This is a genomic window from Acinetobacter sp. CY05, from assembly GCF_059515805.1.
The window spans coordinates 103,294-127,215 of the sequence record NZ_JCAKMW010000005.1; the positions used below are offsets into that span (position 1 = coordinate 103,294).

The window sequence follows — 23,922 nt, forward strand, 5'->3', positions numbered from 1 at the left end:
TTTCGCCAAAAAAAAAGTTATTGCCGGAGCAATAACTTTTTAAATATTTAACAATTAGGCTTTTTTGCCAGGTTTAAGTAATTTAAATAAAATCAGCATGCTGATAATCCAAATCGGAAGCATCAGTACTGATTCTTTAAACCCTTGCGTCCACATGATATATAAAATCACGCCAATAAAGCTTAATACTAAGATATTGCCGAACGGTGAGAAGAGAGCTGGGAACAAGGTTTTTTCGCCAGTTTTCTTCATTGCTTGAATAAACTTAAAGTGGGTTAAGCTGATCATGGCCCAGTTTAAAACCAAAGCACCTACCACAATGTAGATTAAATGACTTAAAGCATCTTCAGGGACAAAGTAGTTTAAAAGCACACACCCAAAAATTAACAGTGCTGAGAACAATACCGCTGGAATTGGAACGCCTTGTTTATTGACTTTCATAAACACTTTTGGCGCATTGCCTTGCTGCGCTAAACCAAACAGCATACGACTATTGGCATACATGCCACTGTTATATACCGATAAAGCGGCGGTTAAGATAATAAAGTTGAGCAAATGTGCTGCCCAATCAATGCCCAATTGACTGAAAATCATGACAAATGGGCTCTTATCCAAGCCGCCAAGTTCGAGCTGATTCCAAGGAACAAGTGACAATAAAATGGTTAAAGCACCCACGTAGAACACTAAAATACGAAACACCACTTGGTTAATCGCTTTAGGAATGGTCTTTTGTGGATCTTTAGCTTCAGCCGCTGCCATACCAATGAGCTCAATGCCGCCAAAAGCAAACATTAAGAAGGCCAGCATATAAAATAGACCTTCAAAACCATTGGGGAAGAAACCACCTGCAGTCCAAAGGTTGGTAAAGGATGCTGTTGAGTCTGGGCCTGCGGTCATGAGCAAGTAAATACCAAACACAATCATCGAAATGACCGCAGTCACTTTGATGATAGAGAGCCAAAACTCTGATTCACCATAAAATTTCACATTACCTAAGTTGACTAAGGTAATCACCACAAAGAAAAATAAAACCGATGCCCATGCCGGGATATGTGGCCACCAATAATTGATATATTTAGCCACGGCTGTGAGTTCTGTCATGGCCACTAAAATATATAAAATCCAGTAATTCCAGCCGGCTAAAAAGCCTGGAAATTTACCCCAGTATTTATATGCAAAATGACTAAATGAACCTGCAACGGGCTCATGAACGATCATCTCGCCCAGTTGACGCATAATTAAGAATGCAATAAAACCACCAATGGCATAGCCTAAAATGATGGAAGGACCTGCAGATTGGATGACCTGTGCGGAACCTAAAAATAAGCCAGTACCAATCGCGCCGCCCATGGCGATGAGTTGGATGTGACGGTTCTTTAAGCCACGCTGAAGTTGCGAAGACTCGTTATTCAAAGTATTCAGCCCGACAATGGATAAGTCATTTGATTGTAATAGATCACAAACAATTCGCCTAGTAGAGCGCTAATGTTGATTTTTTGTTATGCCTTGTATAAAAAAAAATCATACTTCTATTTTTTATAAATGATAGCTGAATCAATAGATTAATTTTATTGGTTGGCGAAATCCTTAAATATTGATGTTTTTAAAAGATGCTTAAATGTTGATTTTTTATACTTAAGTCCTAAGACAATGTCATTGCAAGCAAAAAGCAGTATTCTTAACGCAAGCAGGGTGACTGCCAATAACAATGATGAAAAGGATGAAATAACAATGACTTTTGCCCCACAAATTAAAATTGCTTCAACCTATATGCGTGGTGGAACCAGTAAGGGCGTGTTCTTTAAACTCGACGATTTACCTGAAGCTGCGCAAGTGCCGGGGCGGATTCGTGACCAAATTTTACTCCGTGTCATTGGTAGTCCAGACCCTTATGGGAAGCAAATTGACGGTATGGGTGGGGCAACCTCGAGTACCAGTAAAACGGTGATTTTGGCCAAAAGTAGCCAAACCGATCATGATGTTGATTATTTGTTTGGGCAAGTGTCTATTGATCAAGCATTTGTGGATTGGAGTGGCAACTGCGGCAACTTAACCGCAGCAGTAGGCGCGTTTGCGATTAGCAATGGTTTAGTGGATGCCGATAAAATTCCTGAACATGGCATCTGTACCGTGAAAATTTGGCAAAAAAATATCAGCAAAACCATTATTGCGCATGTGCCAATCAGCAATGGTCAAGTCCAAGAAACCGGTGATTTTGAACTCGATGGTGTAACTTTCCCTGCGGCAGAAGTACAAATTGAATTTTTAGATCCAGCCGATGATGGTGAAGATGGGGGTGCCATGTTCCCTACAGGTAACTTGGTGGATACATTTGAAGTGCCTGAAATTGGTACATTCCAAGCTACATTTATTAATGCCGGTATTCCAACCATCTTTATGAACGCTGAAGATTTAGGTTTTGAGGGTACTGAGTTACAAGATGCGATTAATAGCGATGCTGCAACCTTAGCGCGTTTAGAAACCATTCGTGCTTATGGCGCTAAATACATGGGCTTAATTGATGATGTAGCTGAAGCAACAAAACGTCAGCATACGCCAAAAATTGCCTTTGTAAGCAAACCTAAAGCTTATATCACCTCAAGTGCTAAGCAGTTGACAGAACATGACTGTGATTTACTGGTGCGTGCCTTGTCAATGGGTAAACTACATCACGCCATGATGGGTACAGCAGCGGTTGCCATTGGTACAGCAGCAGCAATTCCGGGTACTTTGGTCAATTTAGCTGCAGGTGGCGGTGAACGAGAAGCGGTGCGTTTTGGACATCCATCAGGGACTTTACGTGTGGGTGCGCAGGCCATTCAAGAAAATGGGCAATGGGTAGTGAAAAAAGCGGTCATGAGTCGTAGTGCCCGCGTTTTGATGGAAGGTTGGGTACGTATTCCGCAAGATACCCTTAACTAAAGAAAAAATTTCAATCCAACTCAACCTTTGTCCTAAATTTTGTTAGCATGCAACTTGGACAAAGGTTGTGTGATGGTATGTTAGTAACGGATTTTGAAGACTATTCCTTGCAGCAATTGCAAGGTTTAATCCACGTTTTACCGGTCGCCGCTGTATTATTAGCGCCCGATGCAAAAGTGCTGGCGGCCAATCAACATTATGCAGATTTTTTTCTGAAGCCTTTCTCTGAGGTAGTTGGACGTTATTTACAACAGATTGATCAGTCTTGTTATCAATCCTATTGCAATGACCTAAGAATTTTAAGGCAAGGGCAAGCGCTACAACCTTTTGAGCATGTATTTGCAGGGCGCGAGCATCGTTTAAGCTTTCAACCTTATTATGCCAAGCATGATCTTACGGCAGTATTGGTCTGTGCGGTCGATGTCAGTGATTTAACTGCTAAACAGCGCCAACTCAAACAATCTAATCGGCATTTAAAACAGCAACTCGATCGTGATGAACTCACAGGTCTTGCGAGTCGCCATGCCTTTGCACAAAAACTGCAGCAACATAATGCATTGACTGTGGCGATTTTGGATTTAGATAATTTTAAAACATTAAATGACCAATATGGGCATGTTTTTGCTGATCGTGTCTTAAGCCAATTAGGAAAATTATTACGACGTTTGAGTCAAGAATATGCTTGGCCCAGCATGTACCGGATTGGGGGTGAAGAATTTGTGATTTTATTTGAGCAGCAGCACTTAGCAGAAGCGTGCCAGATTGTAGAACAGATTCGACAAGCGGTATTGTCTTTAAATCAAGAGTTTGCACTCGCCAATAACGATATTTCAATTTCAGCTGGGGTGGCTGAAGTTGCGTCTGCTCATACAGTGATTCATGCTTTAGAGCAGGCTGATCAAGCCATGTATACGGCTAAACAACAGCTTAAAAACAGTGTGTATTACTATCAGCATGCTGAATTTTATCGTTACCATGCTCTTTAAACTTGGATGCATCTCGGCGCAGAACACAGTATGATGTGCCGTGCAATCCTAACTTCTTGATTCGAGGCGAAAGTGTCCCTTCAGCAAAACAATGCACTGATATCCGCACAGCAACAAATTCAACAAGATCTCATGACCACCTTGCAGGCTTTTGCACTGCCAGAACCTTTAAAAGCTGCGGTGCATCATGCGGTGATGTTAGGTGGGAAACGTGTTCGCCCTGCGTTGTGTTATGCCACAGCTGCCTTAAACCCGAATCAAAACTTTGCCGCAGTACGCCGTGCAGCAGTTGCCATTGAACTCATACATTGCTACTCACTGGCGCATGATGATTTGCCATGTATGGACAATGACCTGTTGCGTCGCGGTCAGCCGACCTGTCATGTGGCATTTGGTGAAGATACGGCGTTATTAGCAGGCGATATTTTGCAATCGATGGCTTTTGAAGTGTTGGGCAGTCGTTTGTTTGATCAAGCTCAGGCGGTGGATCAAGGCATTGTGCTCAAACAAATGCAAATTCTTGCCACAGCAAGCTCAAAAATGGTCTGTGGTCAAGTGTTAGACTTACAAGCTGAGGGGCAACAGATTGACCAAACTGCCTTAGAAAATATTCATCGCAATAAAACTGGTGCTTTAATTTCCGCAGCGATTATGCTGGCAGCAGTCACGGTGTTTAAAGGCACTGATTTAGCGATTCCAAAACTACGTGAATATGCACAAGCCATTGGCTTAGCGTTCCAAGTGCAAGATGATATTTTAGATATTATTGCTGATACCGAGCAATTAGGAAAAACTGCAGGCAAGGATCAGCAAGTCGAAAAGTCGACTTATCCTGCATTAATGGGCTTACAACAAGCACAGGCGTATGCACAGCAATTGCATGATCAAGCCTTTGCTGCATTACAGCATTTTGAAACCGGTGCTGAGCAGTTACGCAGTATCTCAGAGTTCCTACTGCATCGTAAAAGTTAAGCGAAATGCATCAAGCAGGCACCTTGCCTGCTTTTTTAGCGCTATCATAAACTCGATGTTACTCGTGCAAAGTGGCATCCGGTGGAATAATCGGGCGGCCATTACGCAGTGCAGTCACGGCAGCGGGATCAAAATCAATCAGTAATTTATTTTCTTTGCCATCAATTTCATAGCGTCGAATCAGCTTCTGATCACCGTCTAAGGTTTCAACTTGATATTCATCTGCAATGTTCATAATGCCATCTAAATTGGTTGTGGCAGAGGCCATATCTTGATGGAATAACTCATAAATATCACGTAAGTCAAAACTCGCATTGTTATTGTCAGGATGCTTTTGCACGTAATTTTGAATATGACGAATAATTAACTGGGCAAATAAGAAATAATCCGGTTTATGGGTAAATGCCAAGCTCATGTCTTTACTCCTTATTTTGATCTGTTTTTGTTGTGGGCTTAATACAAATAGCATGACCTGCATAAAAAAACAGCAAAGGTTGCAAAAACAAGACAAAAGGTCAGCTGGCTTAACTGACACAAGAGCGAGGTGGGCAACAGCTTGAAATCAGATTTAGTTGTTTAGAAAAACAACATGAAAGCTAACGGCCTATTCATGAGTTTGAAAGTGAAAAAAAACATCCGCCTAGACAGAAAAATAGCATTTAAATTTTGTCACCTTGTTGCTTGATCACTAGAAATTTATATCAGTGAGACGATTTTGATAATAACAGCCTCACAGTTAGTTTTTGTTTTTTATGATTTCTTGCAAGCAATCGCTATTTTTACAGTCAATACATCAACATAGATTTTTGAAAAAAATAATAAGCTTAACGCTTTTAATTTAATAAACCGATTAAGTGCGACTACAAGGCACTTAAGCGCGCAAAAACGCTTAAGTGGTTAAAAAATCATCCAAAAGACTAAGGCCGATAAGCTAGCAAGTGAAATCCAAAATCAGGTACAATTGGCGGGATTAATTTTGTGTTTGGTGTATTTGAAGGCCAATACATACATTCTTTGTTAATAAATTAGGCCTGCCAGGAGTTATCCCCGCATGAGTGCCATTACTCCATACGAATGGGCAATTATTGCCTTCGTGATCGGCGTTACATTTCTTTGCGTCTTTATGCTCACTGTCCCATTACTCCTCGGGGGTAAATCATGGGGTCGTGCTAAGCAGGAGCAATTTGAGTCAGGTGTTGTAGGTGCAGGTGGTGCACGTATTCGCTTGTCGGCAAAATTCTATTTGGTGGCAATCTTCTTCGTTGTATTTGACTTAGAAGCATTGTACCTCTACGCATGGTCCGTTTCGGTTCGTGAAGTAGGTTGGGTAGGTTTTGCAACTGCAGCTGTATTTATTTTAGTTTTACTTGTTGGTTTGATTTACGAATTTTCAACTGGCGCACTGAACTGGGCACCTTCTGATAAACGTAAAGCAGCAGGGATTAAACCTAAAATTGGTTCACCAAATATGGACCTTGCAGAAATTACACGCTTTAACTCAATTGAAGAATTGGTGACTGACCCTACAGGTCAAATCCCAGCGCAATCCTCTGGTCGTGTGAAACAAAAGTCACCGGCTATATCATCTGACAAGGAGTAATACGGGATGAAATATACCTTAACCCGTGCGAATCCGGATGCTGACCAATATCCACTTCAAGAGCGTATTGTCGTAGAAGACCCGCTTTTACAAGAAGAAGTGAATAAAAATGTGTTTATGACTCGTTTAGAGGACGTAGCACATACAGCAGTAAACTGGGGTCGTAAGAACTCAGTTTGGCCGTTTAACTTTGGTACATCTTGCTGCTACGTAGAGTATGCAACAACATTAACCGGCGTGCATGACTTGTCACGTTTTGGTGCCGAGGTTATTCGTGCTTCACCACGTCAGGCCGATTTGATGATTGTGGCTGGTACGTGCTTTATGAAAATGGCACCTGTAATTCAACGTTTGTATGAACAAATGCTTGAACCAAAATGGGTCATTTCAATGGGTGCTTGTGCCAACTCAGGCGGTATGTACGACATCTATTCAGTTGTACAAGGTGTGGATAAAATTATTCCAGTGGATGTTTACATCCCAGGTTGCCCACCACGTCCTGAAGCATTAATCCAAGCATTAATGCTATTACAAGACCAAATTCAATTAGAGCGCCGTCCACTTTCTGCGGTGATTGGTGATGATCTTAAGCCAATTTATAAGCCAAAGATGATGCCAGAACGTGACCGTAAGAATGAACAGCGTATGGCTGTGAAAAACTTGCGCTCTATGGATGAAATTAAATAATTTAAGCGACAAGATTTTTGTTTACACCCGTTATGGGTGTTGTTGTCGTTTAGGTTTGAATGAATTTGTATTAAATAGGAAGCCAAGCCAATGGCTGAAGACATTGCTATGCCAGGATCAACACCAATTGATCCACGCCCAGCATTTGCAATTGTAGAAGAGCTCAAAACCAAATTTGGTGAGAACTTTTACGTGCAAACGACTTTTGAGGATTTCCCAACAGTCTGGGTTGAGCGCGCACGTGTACAAGAAGTTTTAATGTTCTTGCGTACAGTGTCACGTCCTTACGTGATGTTGTTCGACTTGTCTGCGGTAGATGAGCGTTTACGTACTCACCGCGACGGTTTACCTGCGTCTGACTTTACTGTGTTCTATCACTTGTTATCGCTTGAGCGTAACACGGACATTCGTATTAAAGTTGCGTTGAATGAGAATGACATTAACATTCCTACAGCAACCAACATTTGGCCAAACGCCAACTGGTACGAGCGTGAAGCTTACGATATGTTTGGTATCAATTTCGAAGGGCATCCAATGCTGCGTCGTATTTTGTTACCAACCTATTGGGAAGGTCACCCGCTGCGTAAAGAATATTCAGCGCGTGCCACTGAATATACCCCGTATATGCAGAACCAAGCGAAACAGGACTACGAGCAAGAGCACTTACGTTTTGTGCCTGAAGATTGGGGTCTAAAACGCGGTAATGATGACGAAGACTTCATGTTCCTAAACTTAGGTCCGAACCATCCATCTGCGCACGGTGCATTCCGTATTGTTTTGCAGTTAGATGGTGAAGAAGTTAAAGACTGTGTGCCGGATATCGGTTATCACCACCGTGGTGTGGAAAAGATGGCTGAACGTCAAACTTGGCATTCATTCATTCCGTATACAGACCGTGTCGACTACTTAGGTGGTTGTGCACAGAACATGCCTTATGTACTCGGTGTTGAGCAAATGGCAGGGATTACCGTTCCTGACCGTGCACAATGTATCCGTGTCATGATGTCTGAATTGTTCCGTATTAATAACCACTTATTGTTTATTGGTACCGCAATCCAAGATGCTGGTGGTATGACCCCTGTATTCTATATGTTCGCTGACCGTCAAAAAATCTATGACGCGATTGAGGCGATCACAGGCTACCGTATGCACCCAGCGTGGTTCCGTATTGGTGGTACAGCACACGACCTTCCAAACAACTGGCAACATTTAATCCGTGAAATCTTGGATTGGATGCCAAAACGTTTGAAGGAATACCATACTGCAGCGCTGAAAAACTCTGTATTTATTGGTCGTACCCGTAATGTTGCGCAATACGATGCAAAATCTGCATTGGCTTGGGGTGTAACAGGTACAGGTCTACGTGCGACAGGGATTGACTTTGACGTGCGTAAATATCGTCCGTATAGCGGCTACGAAAACTACGACTTCGAAGTGCCACTAGAGTACGAAGGTGATGCTTACGCGCGTGTGATGGTTCACTATCGTGAGATTGAAGAATCATTAAAAATTATCAAGCAATGTCTTGATAACATGCCGTCTGGTGCGTACAAAGCGGATCATCCATTGGCTGTTCCACCACCAAAAGATAAGACATTACAAGATATTGAAACCTTGATTACGCACTTCTTAAGCGTATCTTGGGGTCCTGTAATGCCAGCAGGCGAAGCGTCTGTAATGGCTGAAGTGGTTAAAGGTGCATCGAACTACTACTTGACTTCAGACAAGTCAACCATGAGTTACCGTACCCGTATTCGTACACCAACCTTCACACATTTACAGCAAATGCCTTCTGTGATTAACGGCAGCTTAATGTCTGACTTAATCATTTATTTAGCGACCATTGACGTCGTAATGGCTGACGTGGATCGCTAAGGGGTAATCGCATTATGATGATTTTGACTGATAAAAAACCACGTGTGAATGTTGAAGGGATTTTGACAGCTGACGAAATTCATGAAATTGAACATCACATTGGTCACTACCCGTACCCACGTGCAGCGTGCTTAGATGCGCTCAAATGTGTACAACGCCGTAATGGCTGGGTAGATGATGCGCAAATGAATGCCATTGCACAAATGCTTTCAATGAGCGTGGCGGATTTAGAAGGTGTTGCAACGTTCTATAACCGTATTTACCGTCAACCTGTAGGCCGCAATGTCATTTTATTATGTGACTCAATTGCGTGCTTCTTAATGGGGGCGGAAACTTTAGCAGAAGCGTTCCAACGCGAGCTTGGGATCCAGTTTGGTCAAACTACAGCGGATGGTCGTTTCACGATCTTACCAATTTGCTGTTTAGGTAACTGTGACAAAGGTCCAACTTTGATGATTAATGAAGACACTCACGGTTTAGTGGATGTTTCTTCAGTGAAACAGTTATTGGAGAAGTATGTATGAATACTGAACCAAAACCGATTTACGGCGACGGTAACCCAGAAACTCACCCATTAACGTGGCGTTTAAGCAAACAGGAAGCTGTGCGTAGTGTAGATGACTACGAAGCACTTGACGGTTATGCAGGCTTTAAAAAAGCCCTTTCAATGCAACCGAAAGAAGTTTTAGATGTTGTAAAAGCTGCAACGGTTAAAGGCCGTGGTGGTGCAGGTTTCCCAGCAGGGATCAAATGGTCGCTGATGGCGCCAAACGATAACTCTGGCCCGCGTTACTTAATTTGTAATGCCGACGAAATGGAACCAGGTACCTTTAAAGACCGTTTGTTGATGGAAAAACTTCCTCATCAATTGATCGAAGGTATGTTGATTGCAGGCTATACCTTAGAAGCGACTCACGGTTATATCTTTATCCGTGGTGAGTACATCGAAGCTGCAAAATACTTAAATGAAGCTTTAGAGCAAATTCGCGCTAAAGGTTATTTAGGTGACAACATCTTAGGTACAGGTTGGAACTTTGAGTTACACGTGCATACTGGTGCGGGTCGTTATATCTGTGGTGAAGAAACTGCATTGATTAACTCGCTTGAAGGTCGCCGTGCGAATCCGCGTACTAAGCCACCATTCCCGCAAGTTGCTGGTGCTTGGGGTCGTCCTACGATTGTCAACAACGTAGAGACTTACAATAACTTACCGGCAATTATGCTACGTGGCCCTGAGTGGTATGTTGGTTTATCACAAGGTAAATCAAAAGATCCAGGCACAAAAATTTACGGTGCTTCAGGCAAAGTAAAATTCCCAGGTCTGTGGGAACTACCTTTTGGTACGACTGCACGTGAAGTGATTGAAGATCACGCGGGTGGCATGAAAGATGGCTTAAAGCTTAAAGCATGGTTACCAGGCGGTGCCTCAACTGACTTCTTAGCAGCTGAACACATTGATCTTCCTATGGATGCGGAAAGCATCATGAAAGCAGGTTCACGTTTGGGTACCTGTTTGCTCATGGTGGTTGATGAAACCCAATGTATGGTTTCAGCAACACGTAACTTAGAAGAATTCTTTGCGCGTGAATCATGTGGTTTCTGTACCCCTTGCCGTGATGGTTTACCTTGGGCGGTGAAAGCGCTAAAAGCACTTGAAGATGGTACTGGTAAGAAAGAAGATATCGATCATTTACAAGAGCTTACGCGTAAGCTTTGGATTGGTAAAACTTTCTGTGCACATGCTCCTGGTGCAATGGAGCCGCTTATGGGCGCACTCAAATATTTCCGTCATGAGTTTGAAGCGAAAGTCGTTGATGCGGCCGCTAAAACTGCTGATGTAAAACAAGCTTAAGGAATTCGACTATGGCTACAATTCATGTCGATGGCAAATCGTACGAAGTCAATGGCTCAGAGAACTTGCTACAAGCATGTTTGTCTTTGGGTATTGATATTCCGTACTTTTGTTGGCATCCATCCTTAGGTTCTGTCGGTTCTTGCCGTCAATGTGCTGTGACACAATACGCGAATCCTGAAGATACGCGTGGTCGTCTGGTGATGTCATGTATGACACCGGCTGCTGACAATACCTATATTTCGATCGAAGACAAAGAAGCAAAAGATTTTCGTGCGTCAATCGTTGAGTTCTTAATGACCAACCACCCACACGACTGTCCAGTGTGTGAAGAAGGTGGTCACTGTCATTTACAAGATATGACAGTAATGACTCAGCATGACCGTCGTCGCTATCGTTTCACCAAACGTACGCACTACAATCAAGAGCTTGGCTCATTCATTTCACACGAAATGAACCGTTGTATCGCATGCTACCGTTGTGTTCGTTACTATAAAGACTATGCTGGTGGTACAGACTTTGGCGTGTATGCCAACGCATCGCGTGTCTACTTCGGTCGTCCAGAATCAGGGACTTTAGAATCTGAATTCTCGGGTAACTTAACTGAAGTATGTCCAACTGGTGTATTCACCGACAAAACTCACTCAGAACGCTACAACCGTAAATGGGACATGCAGTATGCGCCAAGCGTATGCCAAGGCTGTTCTTCAGGTTGTAACATCTCTCCGGGTGAACGTTATGGCGAACTGCGCCGTGTAGAAAACCGTTTCAACGGTGAAGTTAACCAATACTTCCTATGCGACAAAGGCCGTTTCGGTACAGGTTATGTGAATAACGCGGATCGTCCACGTCAACCACAATTCCGTTCAGGTGCCAACGTGACTACAGTTTCTGTAGATACAGCGCTTGATACTGTAATTGCAAATATCCAAGGCAAAAAAGTCTTAGGTATTGGTTCACCACGCGCATCACTTGAATCGAACTTTGCGTTACGCGAATTAGTCGGTCAAGCGAACTTCTCTACAGGTATGTCGCAAAAAGAACAAAACCTTGTGGAGTTAGCAGCTTCTATCATGCAAACAGAGGGTGTTTATAACCCGAATATGCGTGAAATCGAAAGCTACGATGCGGTGTTGATCTTAGGTGAAGACTTAACCCAAACTGCGCCTCGTATCGCTTTATCTGTTCGCCAAGCTGCGAAAAATAAAGGCAAAGAGATGGCGGCTGAGCGCCGTACGCAAGAATGGTTGGCTGAACCTGTACAACGTATTGCACAAGATGCGAAATCTCCGATTTACATTTTAGCTGCAACACAAACACGTTTAGCTGACGTAGCTGAAGGCGAAGTGGTTGCTTCTCCAAACGACATCGCGCGTTTAGGTTTTGCCATTGCTGCAGGCGTAAAAGGTGAAGCAATTACAGGTCTTGCTGACGATGCCAAAGCATTTGCACAAACCATTGCCGATACCTTAAAAGCTGCGAAAAAGCCGTTAATCATCTCTGGTACAAGTTTACAAGACGCATCAATCATGGAAGCTGCTGCACAAGTTGCACAGAATCTGGGTAATGCAGGTCTAACATTGACTGTTCCTGAAGTGAACTCAATGGGTATGGCTATCTTGGGTGGTAATAGCCTTGAGCAAGCATTTGCACAAGACTTTGATACTTTAGTGGTTGTAGAAAACGATTTATATCGTCGTTTACCAGCGGCTCAAGTCAATGCTGCATTCGCTAAAGCGAAAAACATCATTGTGCTTGATCACTCAGAAACTGAGACGGTTAAACAAGCGGATATCGTACTTTCTGCAGCATCATTTGCTGAAGGTGATGGTACTGTCGTTTCTCAAGAAGGCCGTGCACAACGTTTCTACCAAGTGTATGACCCAAGCTACTACAAACCAGAACTTGCGATCAAAGAATCTTGGCGCTGGATCCACGCGATTGAAACTGGCGTGAAAGGCAAAGCGATTGCTTGGACAGTACTTGATGACGTGATTGAAGCGGTTGCCAAAAACGTACCGGCTCTTGAAGCAATTCAAGATGTTGCACCAGATGCGGGCTTCCGTGTTCATGGTTTAAAAGTTGCGCGTGAACCACGTCGTTATTCTGGTCGTACTGCAATGCGTGCGCCATTATCGATTCATGAACCAAAACAACCAACAGACAAAGACTCAGCATTAACATTCTCGATGGAAGGTTATGTGGGGAATCAAACACCAGCAGCATTAGTACCGTTTGCGTGGTCTGCAGGTTGGAACTCACCACAAGCTTGGAACAAATTCCAAGAAAACGTGGGCGGTTCATTAAAAGGTGGTGATTCAGGCGTTCGTTTATTCGATCGTTTAGCAAAACGTCCAGCGCGTACTTTCGTGGCACCAGCACCTGTGCTTGTGAATGCAGAAAGCTTCCGCCTTGTACCAATGCACCATATCTTTGCTTCAGGCGAATTTACAGTGAAAACACCTGCGATGGAATCACGTATTCCTGACGCAATGTTTGCTGTAGGTGAGCAAGATGCTGCACGCTTGAATGTTCAAGACGGCCAAAAAATCACCGTGAAAGCGGGCGAGACTGAAGTTGTTCTACCTGTTCAAGTGATTGAATATTTACCTACAGGTTACATTGGTTACCCAGTCGGTCTTGCACCTACGGTATCTCTTGCAGAGCCTGTTTCAGTCAAGGCTGGAGTGTAATTCATGGAACAAGAATTAATGCGTCAAACGCCGCTTTGGGCTGAGAACTGGCCAATTGCGTACTCAGTAGTGCAAGCCATTGCCATTTTATTGGTGGTGGTATTAATTGCTGCGTTGATGTCTTTTATTGAACGTCGTCTTTTAGGTCTTTGGCAAGACCGTTACGGTCCTAACCGTGTCGGTCCAGGTGGTATTTTCCAGATCGTTGCCGACATGCTGAAAATCATGTTCAAAGAAGACTGGACACCTAAATTCGTAGACAAGTTAACTTTCCGTATGGCACCAGCAGTTGCAATGGCAACTGCGGTGTTATCGTTCATGGTTATTCCGGTAACACCTTATTTAGGTGTTGCGGACATGAGCATCGGTCTATTGTTCTTTATGGCAATGGCAGGTATTGCTGTGTATGCAGTGTTATTTGGTGGTTGGTCATCAAACAACAAATATGCATTACTCGGTGGTCTACGTTCTGCAGCGCAAACCATTTCGTATGAAGTGTTCTTGGGGATCTCGTTAATGGGTGTGGTGGCAATTGCTGGCTCATTCAACTTACGTGAAATCGTAGAAGCACAGCAAGACGTATGGTTTGTGATTCCTCAATTCTTAGGCTTCATGATCTTTGTCGTGGCAGGTGTTGCGGTTACGCATCGTCATCCATTTGACCAACCAGAAGCAGAGCAAGAATTGGCAGAGGGTTACCACGTCGAGTATGGCGGTATGAAATGGGGTATGTTCTTCGTTGCCGAATACGTAAACGTAGTGCTGATTTCAGCATTAATCGTGACTTTATTCTTTGGCGGCTGGTTAGCTCCATTTGGTCTGGATTTCCTTCCACCATTATTCTGGTTTGTGATTAAAACAGCATTCTTTGTAATGATGTTTGTATTGGCTCGTGGTTCTTTAATGCGTCCACGTTATGACCAAGTCATGAACTTCGGTTGGAAAATTTGTTTGCCATTAACGCTAGTTAACTTGCTAGTTACTGCTGCTGTAGTGTTGTGGTAAGGGCAGGGAGAACAAAATGTTTAAATTTCTAGCTGGGGTCGGGTCGGTTGTACGTAGCTTGTGGATGGTTTTCTCACATGCAACACGTAAACGTGACACCATTTTATATCCAGAAGTGAAAGCTGAAGACATCGTACCACCGCGTTTCCGTGGTCGTATTGTGTTAACACGTGACCCAGATGGTGAAGAGCGCTGCGTTGCGTGTAACCTCTGTGCGGTTGCCTGTCCTGTTGGCTGTATTTCACTGCAAAAAGCAGAACACGAAGATGGTCGTTGGTACCCAGAGTTTTTCCGTATCAACTTCTCACGTTGTATCTTCTGCGGTATGTGTGAAGAAGCATGTCCTACGACTGCAATTCAGTTAACACCTGACTTTGAGTTGGGTGAGTATGTACGTCAAGACTTAGTCTATGAGAAAGAAAACTTACTCATTTCAGGTCCTGGTAAATATCCTGACTATAACTTCTACCGTGTAACAGGTATGGCTGTTGCAGGTAAAGACAAAGGTCAAGCACAGCGCGAAAGTAAGCCTGTTGATGTACGGAGTCTATTACCATGATGTGGCCGTTTTATTTGATGGCACTTGTGGCCATCGTCTCTACGATTCGTGTTGTGACCAACGCGAATCCCGTTCATGCTTTATTAAGCTTGATCGTGTCATTACTTGCTGTCGCCGGTATGTTTATGATTGTGGGTGCGCCGTTTGCGGGTGCACTTGAGATCATCGTATACGCAGGTGCGATCATGGTTTTATTCGTCTTCGTTGTGATGATGCTTAACCTTGGTCAAGCGACTGTAGAACAAGAACGTAAGTGGTTAACATCTGATGCTTGGGCATATCCGGCATTGATGTGTTTCCTGATGGGTCTTGTCCTAGTATGGATGTTAGGTTCTGAGTACAACGTTGCTGGTCCGCTGATGGGTACTGAAATTGTCGGTCCTAAGGCTGTGGGTATTGCACTCTTTACCGAATACTTACTCTTGGTTGAAATTGCTGCCATGTTATTGCTTGCTGCTTTAGTGGCTGCATTCCATATTGGTAAGCGTGAGCCAGGTGCAGAAGAGGACAAACAATAATGGGCAACATCCCTTTAGAACACGGTCTAATCGTCGCATCTATTCTTTTTGCACTGGGTTTTTACGGTGTAATGGTACGACGTAACTTACTATTTGTATTGATGAGCCTTGAAGTCATGATGAATGCGGCAGCACTTGCTTTCGTATTGGCAGGCAGTGCTTGGGCACAGCCAGATGGCCAAATTATGTTCATCTTGATCTTAACGCTTGCTGCTGCAGAGGCGTGTATCGGTCTTGCGATCGTCCTTCAGTTCTACCATCGCTTCCATCACTTGGATGTGGATGCTGCTAGTGAGATGCGCGGATGAGTTATTTATATTTAACAATTTTATTCCCGCTCATTGGTTTTGTCCTATTAGCAGCGGGTCGCCACAAGCTTCCTGAAACGGTTGCAGCCATTATTGGTGTGGGTGCGGTAGGTCTATCTGCATTAGTTGCTCTAATTGCAGGCATTGACTTTGTGAACAACGGCAAAGAGTTATATATCCAACATCTTTGGACGTGGTTTAATGTCGGCGGTTTTGCCCCAGGCATTAGCTTACAATTAGATGGTTTATCATTACTCATGCTGGGCATGATCACAGGTGTGGGTTTCTTAATTCATATCTTTGCATCATGGTACATGCGTGGTGAACAAGATTTTGCGCGTTTCTTCTCGTATTTCAACCTCTTCGTTGCGAGCATGTTATTGCTGGTATTAGGTGACAACTTAGCGTTGTTATTCTTAGGTTGGGAAGGCGTAGGTCTATGTTCTTACCTGTTAATTGGTTACTACTACCAAACACCATCTAACGGTTTAGCGGCAATTAAAGCCTTTACTGTGACACGTGTTGGTGACGTATTCTTATTAATCGCATTATTCTTGCTTTACCAACAGTTTGGCACTTTGAATACACAGTACATCGTAGAAAACGCGGCGACTGTGATGACACAAAGCTCGTCAATTACGCTTTGGACTGCATTAATGTTGTTCTTAGGTGCGGCAGGTAAATCAGCGCAGATTCCACTACAAACTTGGTTAGCAGACGCAATGGCAGGTCCTACACCTGTATCTGCGTTAATCCATGCTGCAACAATGGTTACAGCGGGCGTTTACCTGTGCTGCCGTTTGTTTACAGTATTCGAACTTGCCCCAGAAGTGATGATGTTTATCTCAATCACAGGTGCTGTGACATTACTTGTAGCTGGTTTTGCTGCATTGGTACAAACTGACATTAAACGTATTTTGGCTTACTCAACCATGAGTCAGTTAGGTTATATGTTTATGGCAGTGGGTGCTGAAGCATACCAAGCGGGTCTATTCCATATGCTGACTCACGCATTCTTTAAGGCATTATTATTCTTGTCTTCTGGTGCAGTGATTCTGGCGTTCCATCACGAACAAAACATTTTCAAAATGGGCGGCTTGTTCTACAAGAACAAATTCCTATTTGCATGTTTCGCGATTGGTGGTGGTGCCTTAGCAGCAATTCCATTCTTAACGATTGGTTTCTTCTCAAAAGACGCGATCTTAGCCGCTGTTTGGACACAAAGTCATTTAGCAGGCTTACCAGTTTACAATACGCTTTACTGGGTCGGTGTAGCAGGTGCATTCTTAACCTCTATTTATACTTTCCGTTTAATCTGGATCGTATTCTTTGGCAAAGAGAACACGCCTTACCACGAAATTAAAGGTGTAACGTATTGGGCTCCACTTGCGATTCTTGCTGTACTTTCAACAGGTCTAGCAATCGTACTGAAAGCACCAGTGATGAGCATTCTTGATGCAGCAAAAATTCCAGCATTCGTGATTCCTGAAAACTTAGTTGCAGGTGCACATGGTGCAGAATACATCGCAATTGCGGTGGCATTGTCTGGTCTTGCTGTGGGTGTGGTGTTATTTGCCTTTGCTTATAATGCTGTGAAGGGCTTTGCCAATACTTCAATTGGTTCAGGTCTTGCAAATATCTGCCGTAACGCACTGGGTTTTGATGCGCTATACGACATCATCTTTGTTAAACCCTACTTATTGATTGCTAAAATGTTAGGTCGTGATCCAGTTGATGGCGTGTGGTTACTACTTCCTGCGCTCGTTCGCGGTGGTCATAGCTTCACAAGTTCACGTCAAACGGGTTCATTACGCGATTACGCTGCGAGCATGGCATTAGGTATTATTGTACTTCTAATGATCTTGATCGTGACTCAGATCGTGGGGAAATAAGATGGAAATCACAAACAATTTTCTTTTACCCGCGCTGATCCTTGTACCGTTCATTGCAGGTTTTGCATGTTGGTTGGTCGATAAACTCGACCAACAACTGCCGCGCTATATTGCGCTCGTTGGTATGCTGGTTACGCTCGGTTTAACCGTAGCGTTATGGCAATCAGGTACGTTTAATTATGAACTAGGCGCCAAAGTTCCAACTTGGTCTGCCGAATTTATGTTGCCTTGGATTTCATCTTTAGGCATTAACATTCACTTAGCGGTGGATGGTTTATCTTTACTGATGGTCGGTTTAACTGCACTTCTTGGTATTTTAGCAGTTGGCTGTTCATGGGGTGAGATTCAAAAACACGTTGGTTTCTTCCACTTAAACCTTTTATGGTCTTTAGGTGGTGTGATTGGTGTGTTCTTAGCGATTGACTTATTCTTGTTCTTCTTCTTCTGGGAGATGATGCTAGTTCCAATTTACTTCTTGATCGCACTTTGGGGTCATAAAGGTGAAGCGGGCAAGTCACGCGTTTATGCAGCAAACAAGTTCTTTATCTATACCCAAGTTGCGGGTCTGATCATGCTGATTGGTATCCTAGGTCTGGTGATCTACGGTTACATGATGACAGGTAACATCAGCTTCAACTATAACTTCTTGTTAGGTGTAGCGAATACTTTAGATGCTCAAGTGCCTTCACTTGCTTATGCATTCATGATCTGTATGTTTATTGGTTTCGCTGTAAAACTTCCAGTGTTCCCATTACATGGTTGGTTACCAGATGCACACGCGCAAGCACCTACAGCAGGTTCTGTAGACCTTGCAGGTATCTTGATTAAAACTGCGGCTTACGGTTTATTACGTTTTGTGATTCCGTTCTTCCCAGCAGCATCTGCACAATTTGCAGATATCGCAATCATCTTCGGTTTAATTGGTATTTTCTACGGCGCTTGGTGTGCTTTCCAACAAACCGATATGAAACGCTTACTTGCGTATACGTCGATTTCACACATGGGCTTTATCTTACTTGCGATCTACGCAGGTAACATCTTAACCTTCCAAGGTTTAATGATCATGATGTTGGCACACGGTTTATCGTCTGCTGCACTGTTCATTATGTGTGGTCAAGTGTATGAGCGTTTACATACCCGTGATATGCGTTTAATGGGCGGTATTCGTGGTCAGTTCCCATACCTTGCATTCTTCTTAATGTTCTTTGTTGCAGCATTAGTCGGTATTCCAGGTTTGGGTAACTTCATCGGTGAATTCCTAATCTTGATGGGTTCATACGCGAAATTCCCACTATTTACTATTCTTGCCACAGTAAGCTTAGTATTTGCGGGTGTTTACGGTTTAATCCTGATTCACAAAACTTTGTTTGGTGTACCAAATGAAGAACAACGTGAACACTATGCATCTTTAAAAGATTTAAATGCACGTGAAGTGGTTGTACTTTTAATTTGTGCAATTGGTCTGTTATGGCTTGGTCTTTATCCACAAACCTTCCTTGACGTTTCAAACTCAAGCATGGCGTGGTTAGCGAACAGCTACATCCCAGTGCAAGAAGTAGTTGAAGTTGCTCAAGAAGCTTCAGTTCAACTCGAAAATGTGGAGATCCAATAAGTCATGAACTTCACAATGTCATTTTCTGAACTTATGCCTTTAGCGCCAGTCATGATCGTCGGTTTAACCGCGATCGTGGCAATGCTACTGACTGCAATTAAACGTAACCATAATCTTGTCGCCACTGCGTCAGTGATTGGTTTAAACCTTGCAGCCATCTACCTTCTATTCATGTTATTTGGTACCAGCTTTGTACCATCTAACGTGATGGGCATGTTTATGGTTGATCCATTTACATTGCTGTATCAATTAATCGCAGTAGTTGCAGCGCTTGCGTGCTGTACCTTGTCTCATGCCTACATTGAAGGTTATAAAGACAACCGCGAAGAACTTTATCTATTAATGTTGTTGTCTGTTACAGGTGCAATGTTAATGGTAGCAAGCTCACACTATGCATCATTCTTCATTAGCTTAGAGTTAATGTCGATTCCTGTATACGGTATGCTTGCTTATACACATCAGCGTACGAAATCTTTAGAAGCTGGTGTGAAATACCTCGTATTATCAGCAACTGCATCTGCAATGCTGCTTATGGGTATGGCGTACATTTATGCTTACACAGGTTCATTATCGTTCTATGATTCTGTACAAGCCTTAATGGAAAACATCACGCAGCCAATGGTGATTTTAGGTTTAGGCTTAATCATCTTTGCTGTGGCATTTAAATTGTCTTTAGCACCATTCCATAAATGGACACCAGACGTTTATGCAGGTGCGCCAGCGCCAATGGCGACTTTCTTAGCAACAGCTGCGAAAGTGGCAACCATTGGTGTATTTGTACGTTATTTATTGACTTCAGGTGCGATCCTTGTTGATTCAATCATCACGATCTTAACCATTCTTGCCGTGTTCTCTATTTTGGTAGGTAACTTACTGGCAGTAAAACAAGTCAACTTAAAACGTATTTTGGCTTACTCTTCAATTGCGCATTTTGGTTATTTGATCATTGGTTTGATCAGCATGACTTACGCAAGCTTAGGTAACGTGACTGTTTACGTGATTACCTATGTATTGACTACAATTGGTGCCTTTGGTGCGGTTGCATTAATGTCTAGCCCATATAACAACACAGATGAAGCAGAAAGCTTAGCGGACTACCGCGGTTTATTCTGGCGCCGTCCAGTGTTAACTGCTGTATTAACTGTCATGATGTTATCTCTTGCAGGTATTCCATTAACAGCAGGCTTCATTGGTAAGTTCTTAGTAATCATGGCTGCAGTAACTACTCAGCACTGGTTCTTGGCTGCCATGATTATTGTGGGTTCAGGTATTGGTTTGTACTACTACCTACGTGTGATGGTGGTCATGTACATGACACCACCAGAAACGCCACGTATTGACGCCGACAAAGAATGGGGTCAAAAAATGGGCGGTGTAATGGTGTTAGTCGTTGCCGCTGCAGTATTAGTGATTGGTGTTTATCCAGACCCAATTATTAAACTGGCACTTGAAACAGAGATTCTATCTCCGCTTCATTTCATGTTAAGTCAGCAATAACGATTAAAATTATTCTAAGTTAACAAAAAAGCCCTCAGTTTGAGGGCTTTTTTTATTTATCCAATGCTGCAAAAAGCTCTATAATAGAGCAAATTTTATCTTTAACCTTTTAGGTGCTCTCCCGTGGCTATTCATGAAATTCGACATCCATTAATTCGACATAAACTTGGCCTATTACGCCGTGCTGACATTAGTACAAAAAACTTCCGTGAATTAGCACAAGAAGTCACGATGCTTCTGACTTATGAAGCAACCAAAGATCTTCCAATGGTTGAACAAGAAATCCAAGGTTGGAATGGTCAGGTGAATGTTGACCGTATTGCGGGTAAAAAAATTACCGTTGTGCCAATTTTACGTGCTGGTATTGGCATGTTAGATGGTTTCTTAAACTTAATTCCAAGTGCCAAAGTGTCGGTTCTTGGTTTAGAGCGTGACGAAGAAACCTTAGAAGCACGTACCTATTACAAAAAATTAGTACCAGACGTACAGAACCGTATTGCCATGATCATTGATCCAATGCTCGCTACTGGTTCATCTTTAGTGGCAGCGATTGATGTATTAAAAGCTAGCGGTTGTAAAGACATTCGCGTGATGGTATTGGTTGCAGCACCAGAGGGGATTAAACGTGTTGAACAAGCACACCCTGATGTCACTATTTTCACAGCGTCAATTGATGACGGCTTAAATGAAAATGGTTATATCGTGCCAGGTCTAGGTGATGCGGGCGATAAAATTTTCGGTTCTGTTCAAAAAGACTAAGTTTGAATAGCAACCAAAAAAGAGGCTGTTTTAGCCTCTTTTTTATATAATGTGATTAGGTAATTCAAGATAGGGTAGCACAATGAAAGACGAACTACAGCAAGGTAAAATCAAGCAATATGATTCAGCAAAAGGCTTTGGTTTTATTGGTTATGCGGATGGAGATATTTTCTTTCATATCTCTGACTTTCCACAACAAGACGGTAGTGAGCCAAAACGTAACGACCGTGTAAAGTTTCTTGTAGCACGTAATGGCGATAAATTTAAAGCCATTAAAATTCAGCGTGTAGAAGATCTATCTAAAAAAGCAGTTAAAACGCGTGTAGCAAAACATAATAAATCCATTACTTCAGCATTGTTATCTAATTTTCGCGGTTAAATAAGCATAAAAATTAAAGAGGTCTGAGGACCTCTTTTTACTATCAAAAATTTTTAAAACTACAGGGGGAAAGTGATGTTGCAACACAAAGGCTCAGCATTAATTGTATTGGTTATTGTTCTGGGGATGGCTGGACTAGCAGCAAGCTATTGGGGATATGGGCTGTATCAACAAAACAAGCGAGAACAGCAAGCGCAGCTTGCCAGCTTAATTGCAGAACACGAACAAATTGTATTACAACAACGTGCAGTACATGGAGATTTACCTGAACAGATTCTTGCTAAGCCCGTTGAGCGGCAAGCTGTGCTAGAGCGACCGATCATGCCAACGCCACCTGCCGCCGGTAAAAACTTTCGCTGTGATGAGCGTCAACATTGTTCGCAAATGCGCTCTTATGAAGAAGCGCTATTTTTTAATCAATATTGCCCAAATACCAAAATGGATGGTGATGCAGACGGAATTCCCTGTGAAAAACAATTTGCACGTTAGCATAAATAACATTTTTATAAAAACTTAATAATAAGAACCATAGTGGTCATTTTTTGTTTACAATATATACAGGTACAGGGGATAAGCACACTGCATAAGACAGTGATTAAGACATGATAAAAATTCAAAGTGACGACAATGAAAAAATTAGCTGCAGTCAGACAGATAAAGTGGTTAGTGAGCCTATTCTTTATGCTGTTATTTTTAGGTTTGGGTTATGCTCAATTTAATACTTATACTGGTCAACCTCTTATTCGTCTTTCTGACAAAGATCAGCAGAAGTTACAGCAATATGAGCGTTTGCGTAATGTGCGACATTATGAGTTTAAATTACAGCCCAGACAGTCGCCGTATTGTGCTGGGCGTATTTATTGTGTAGAGCAATCAACAGCAATACCTTAAAAAAAGCACCTTAAGGTGCTTTTTTTTTATTTTTCGCAGAATTTCATAAAGGCTTTTAGACCTGGGCCTTGATACTTTTGACGATGCACCAGCATAAACAACGGACGTGCCAGTTGCCAAAATGGGGTCTCTAGAATCACCAGCTGACCTTTTTCACGTAAAGGTTCAATCGCCAGTTTAGAAATACACGATAATCCTAAGCCACCAGCAACAATCTTTAAAATCGCTTCATTATGACCTAAGGTTAAACGAATATTGGCATCTGGAACGTCTTGTAAAATAGCATTATCAAACACTTCACGTGTTCCTGAGCCTTCTTCACGTAAGATCCAGTCCGCGTTTACAAAGTCAATTGGGCTCAGTTCACGTTGTAACTGCGCCAAAGGATGGCTTGGTGCACAGCACACCGCCAATTCGTCATCGCGCCAATGAATACATTGCAGTTGCGGTAAATGACATGAACCCTCAATTAAAGCTAAGTCTAACTGGAACTGATTCACAGCTTCGATCATTTGGCGAGTATTGCCCACTTGTAATTGTAAATGCGCTTGTGGCTGAATTTGTAAAAAATCCGCCATTAAATCTGGCATTAAGTAGTCACTAATGGTTAAGGTTGCGCCTAAACGTAAATCAATACTTTGTAACTCACCTTTAGCTGCTTGTTCAAACGCTTCACAGCGGCCTAGAATTTCTAAGGCTTGCGGGAGAAGAAAACGACCTAAATCATTGAGTTGTAGCCGTTTACCTAAACGGTCAAACAGCGGAGCGCCTAAGCCATCTTCAAGGTCGGCCAATGCCATACTTGCCGCACTTTGCGTGAGCTTTACCGCATCACTGGCTTTGGTTACGGTACCCTCTTGAGCGACTGCTACAAAAACAGCCAGCTGACGTAATGTCATGCGCATGAATATAGCC

Annotated in this window: 23 protein-coding genes; 20 read left to right on the top strand and 3 right to left on the bottom strand. The window is 42.8% G+C overall.

Features of this window, described 5'->3' with window-relative positions:
• Positions 1 to 54 precede the first annotated feature (54 nt).
• Positions 55 to 1,413, bottom strand: coding sequence for an amino acid permease (locus AC5YCD_RS06810; protein WP_496129317.1), 1,359 nt, complete (start codon positions 1,411 to 1,413; stop codon positions 55 to 57).
• Positions 1,414 to 1,731: 318 nt separating this feature from the next.
• Between AC5YCD_RS06810 and prpF the strand changes: the two genes are divergently transcribed.
• From prpF to AC5YCD_RS06825, 3 genes are all read left to right on the top strand, one after another.
• Positions 1,732 to 2,922, top strand: a complete 1,191-nt coding sequence (gene prpF, locus AC5YCD_RS06815) for a 2-methylaconitate cis-trans isomerase PrpF (protein WP_496129318.1) — start codon at positions 1,732 to 1,734, stop codon at positions 2,920 to 2,922.
• A gap of 77 nt (positions 2,923 to 2,999) precedes the next feature.
• A complete protein-coding gene (locus AC5YCD_RS06820) occupies positions 3,000 to 3,908 on the top strand; it encodes a GGDEF domain-containing protein (RefSeq protein ID WP_496129319.1) in 909 nt (302 codons plus the stop codon).
• Between the two features lie 72 nt (positions 3,909 to 3,980).
• Positions 3,981 to 4,880: a polyprenyl synthetase family protein gene (locus AC5YCD_RS06825; protein WP_496129320.1), complete on the top strand. Its 900-nt coding sequence runs from the start codon at positions 3,981 to 3,983 to the stop codon at positions 4,878 to 4,880.
• Positions 4,881 to 4,938: 58 nt separating this feature from the next.
• Here AC5YCD_RS06825 and AC5YCD_RS06830 read toward each other — a convergent pair whose 3' ends face one another.
• Positions 4,939 to 5,295 carry a hypothetical protein gene (locus AC5YCD_RS06830; protein ID WP_496129321.1) on the bottom strand — a complete coding sequence of 119 codons (357 nt, stop codon included), beginning with the start codon at positions 5,293 to 5,295 and terminating at the stop codon, positions 4,939 to 4,941.
• Between the two features lie 636 nt (positions 5,296 to 5,931).
• Between AC5YCD_RS06830 and AC5YCD_RS06835 the strand changes: the two genes are divergently transcribed.
• From AC5YCD_RS06835 to AC5YCD_RS06915, 17 genes are all read left to right on the top strand, one after another.
• On the top strand, positions 5,932 to 6,480 hold the full coding sequence (locus tag AC5YCD_RS06835; RefSeq protein WP_496129322.1) for an NADH-quinone oxidoreductase subunit A: 549 nt from the start codon (positions 5,932 to 5,934) through the stop codon (positions 6,478 to 6,480).
• A 6-nt stretch (positions 6,481 to 6,486) separates the two neighbouring features.
• Positions 6,487 to 7,167, top strand: coding sequence for a NuoB/complex I 20 kDa subunit family protein (locus tag AC5YCD_RS06840; protein WP_496129323.1), 681 nt, complete (start codon positions 6,487 to 6,489; stop codon positions 7,165 to 7,167).
• Positions 7,168 to 7,257: 90 nt separating this feature from the next.
• Entirely contained in the window at positions 7,258 to 9,042 is a 1,785-nt protein-coding gene (nuoC, locus tag AC5YCD_RS06845) for an NADH-quinone oxidoreductase subunit C/D (RefSeq protein WP_496129324.1), read from the top strand.
• 14 nt (positions 9,043 to 9,056) lie between these two features.
• Positions 9,057 to 9,566: an NADH-quinone oxidoreductase subunit NuoE gene (nuoE, locus tag AC5YCD_RS06850; protein WP_122899213.1), complete on the top strand. Its 510-nt coding sequence runs from the start codon at positions 9,057 to 9,059 to the stop codon at positions 9,564 to 9,566.
• Positions 9,563 to 10,894, top strand: a complete 1,332-nt coding sequence (gene nuoF / locus AC5YCD_RS06855; RefSeq protein ID WP_496129325.1) for an NADH-quinone oxidoreductase subunit NuoF — start codon at positions 9,563 to 9,565, stop codon at positions 10,892 to 10,894. The genes nuoE and nuoF overlap by 4 nt, the downstream gene beginning before the upstream one ends.
• A gap of 11 nt (positions 10,895 to 10,905) precedes the next feature.
• Entirely contained in the window at positions 10,906 to 13,587 is a 2,682-nt protein-coding gene (gene nuoG, locus AC5YCD_RS06860) for an NADH-quinone oxidoreductase subunit NuoG (protein ID WP_496129326.1), read from the top strand.
• A 3-nt stretch (positions 13,588 to 13,590) separates the two neighbouring features.
• Positions 13,591 to 14,592: an NADH-quinone oxidoreductase subunit NuoH gene (nuoH, locus tag AC5YCD_RS06865; protein ID WP_122899219.1), complete on the top strand. Its 1,002-nt coding sequence runs from the start codon at positions 13,591 to 13,593 to the stop codon at positions 14,590 to 14,592.
• 16 nt (positions 14,593 to 14,608) lie between these two features.
• A complete protein-coding gene (nuoI, locus tag AC5YCD_RS06870) occupies positions 14,609 to 15,151 on the top strand; it encodes an NADH-quinone oxidoreductase subunit NuoI (RefSeq protein ID WP_122899221.1) in 543 nt (180 codons plus the stop codon).
• Positions 15,151 to 15,669, top strand: a complete 519-nt coding sequence (gene nuoJ / locus AC5YCD_RS06875) for an NADH-quinone oxidoreductase subunit J (RefSeq protein WP_496129345.1) — start codon at positions 15,151 to 15,153, stop codon at positions 15,667 to 15,669. Before nuoI ends, nuoJ begins: the two co-directional genes overlap by 1 nt.
• Entirely contained in the window at positions 15,669 to 15,977 is a 309-nt protein-coding gene (gene nuoK, locus AC5YCD_RS06880; protein ID WP_496129327.1) for an NADH-quinone oxidoreductase subunit NuoK, read from the top strand. Before nuoJ ends, nuoK begins: the two co-directional genes overlap by 1 nt.
• Complete coding sequence (gene nuoL / locus AC5YCD_RS06885; protein ID WP_496129328.1) at positions 15,974 to 17,869, top strand: NADH-quinone oxidoreductase subunit L; 1,896 nt, start codon at positions 15,974 to 15,976, stop codon at positions 17,867 to 17,869. The genes nuoK and nuoL overlap by 4 nt, the downstream gene beginning before the upstream one ends.
• A gap of 7 nt (positions 17,870 to 17,876) precedes the next feature.
• Positions 17,877 to 19,481, top strand: a complete 1,605-nt coding sequence (gene nuoM, locus AC5YCD_RS06890; RefSeq protein WP_496129346.1) for an NADH-quinone oxidoreductase subunit M — start codon at positions 17,877 to 17,879, stop codon at positions 19,479 to 19,481.
• A gap of 3 nt (positions 19,482 to 19,484) precedes the next feature.
• Positions 19,485 to 20,978, top strand: a complete 1,494-nt coding sequence (gene nuoN, locus AC5YCD_RS06895; RefSeq protein ID WP_496129329.1) for an NADH-quinone oxidoreductase subunit NuoN — start codon at positions 19,485 to 19,487, stop codon at positions 20,976 to 20,978.
• Positions 20,979 to 21,101: 123 nt separating this feature from the next.
• Positions 21,102 to 21,737, top strand: a complete 636-nt coding sequence (gene upp / locus AC5YCD_RS06900; protein WP_496129330.1) for a uracil phosphoribosyltransferase — start codon at positions 21,102 to 21,104, stop codon at positions 21,735 to 21,737.
• A gap of 82 nt (positions 21,738 to 21,819) precedes the next feature.
• The gene (locus AC5YCD_RS06905) at positions 21,820 to 22,116 is read left to right on the top strand and encodes a cold shock domain-containing protein (RefSeq protein ID WP_496129331.1); all 297 of its coding nucleotides are present in this window, start codon (positions 21,820 to 21,822) and stop codon (positions 22,114 to 22,116) included.
• Between the two features lie 75 nt (positions 22,117 to 22,191).
• The gene (locus tag AC5YCD_RS06910) at positions 22,192 to 22,605 is read left to right on the top strand and encodes an excalibur calcium-binding domain-containing protein (protein ID WP_496129332.1); all 414 of its coding nucleotides are present in this window, start codon (positions 22,192 to 22,194) and stop codon (positions 22,603 to 22,605) included.
• 138 nt (positions 22,606 to 22,743) lie between these two features.
• Complete coding sequence (locus AC5YCD_RS06915; protein ID WP_496129333.1) at positions 22,744 to 23,007, top strand: hypothetical protein; 264 nt, start codon at positions 22,744 to 22,746, stop codon at positions 23,005 to 23,007.
• Positions 23,008 to 23,033: 26 nt separating this feature from the next.
• Here the strand turns inward: AC5YCD_RS06915 and gigC are convergent, their stop codons facing one another.
• Positions 23,034 to 23,912 (bottom strand): LysR family transcriptional regulator GigC, encoded by an 879-nt coding sequence (gene gigC / locus AC5YCD_RS06920; RefSeq protein ID WP_496129334.1) that lies wholly within the window; start codon positions 23,910 to 23,912, stop codon positions 23,034 to 23,036.
• Positions 23,913 to 23,922 lie beyond the last annotated feature (10 nt).

Bases quoted from the DNA above. Each gene is read 5' to 3' on its own strand.
- nuoE (WP_122899213.1), top strand. From the start codon at position 9,057: ATGATGATTTTGACTGATAAAAAACCACGTGTGAATGTTGAAGGGATT.
- gigC (WP_496129334.1), bottom strand. From the start codon at position 23,912: ATGCGCATGACATTACGTCAGCTGGCTGTTTTTGTAGCAGTCGCTCAA.
- nuoH (WP_122899219.1), top strand. From the start codon at position 13,591: ATGGAACAAGAATTAATGCGTCAAACGCCGCTTTGGGCTGAGAACTGG.
- nuoJ (WP_496129345.1), top strand. From the start codon at position 15,151: ATGTGGCCGTTTTATTTGATGGCACTTGTGGCCATCGTCTCTACGATT.
- nuoF (WP_496129325.1), top strand. From the start codon at position 9,563: ATGAATACTGAACCAAAACCGATTTACGGCGACGGTAACCCAGAAACT.
- nuoK (WP_496129327.1), top strand. From the start codon at position 15,669: ATGGGCAACATCCCTTTAGAACACGGTCTAATCGTCGCATCTATTCTT.
- nuoL (WP_496129328.1), top strand. From the start codon at position 15,974: ATGAGTTATTTATATTTAACAATTTTATTCCCGCTCATTGGTTTTGTC.
- prpF (WP_496129318.1), top strand. From the start codon at position 1,732: ATGACTTTTGCCCCACAAATTAAAATTGCTTCAACCTATATGCGTGGT.
- nuoC (WP_496129324.1), top strand. From the start codon at position 7,258: ATGGCTGAAGACATTGCTATGCCAGGATCAACACCAATTGATCCACGC.
- nuoN (WP_496129329.1), top strand. From the start codon at position 19,485: ATGAACTTCACAATGTCATTTTCTGAACTTATGCCTTTAGCGCCAGTC.
- AC5YCD_RS06910 (WP_496129332.1), top strand. From the start codon at position 22,192: ATGTTGCAACACAAAGGCTCAGCATTAATTGTATTGGTTATTGTTCTG.
- AC5YCD_RS06835 (WP_496129322.1), top strand. From the start codon at position 5,932: ATGAGTGCCATTACTCCATACGAATGGGCAATTATTGCCTTCGTGATC.
- AC5YCD_RS06820 (WP_496129319.1), top strand. From the start codon at position 3,000: ATGTTAGTAACGGATTTTGAAGACTATTCCTTGCAGCAATTGCAAGGT.
- nuoG (WP_496129326.1), top strand. From the start codon at position 10,906: ATGGCTACAATTCATGTCGATGGCAAATCGTACGAAGTCAATGGCTCA.
- AC5YCD_RS06840 (WP_496129323.1), top strand. From the start codon at position 6,487: ATGAAATATACCTTAACCCGTGCGAATCCGGATGCTGACCAATATCCA.
- AC5YCD_RS06905 (WP_496129331.1), top strand. From the start codon at position 21,820: ATGAAAGACGAACTACAGCAAGGTAAAATCAAGCAATATGATTCAGCA.
- nuoI (WP_122899221.1), top strand. From the start codon at position 14,609: ATGTTTAAATTTCTAGCTGGGGTCGGGTCGGTTGTACGTAGCTTGTGG.
- AC5YCD_RS06830 (WP_496129321.1), bottom strand. From the start codon at position 5,295: ATGAGCTTGGCATTTACCCATAAACCGGATTATTTCTTATTTGCCCAG.
- AC5YCD_RS06915 (WP_496129333.1), top strand. From the start codon at position 22,744: ATGAAAAAATTAGCTGCAGTCAGACAGATAAAGTGGTTAGTGAGCCTA.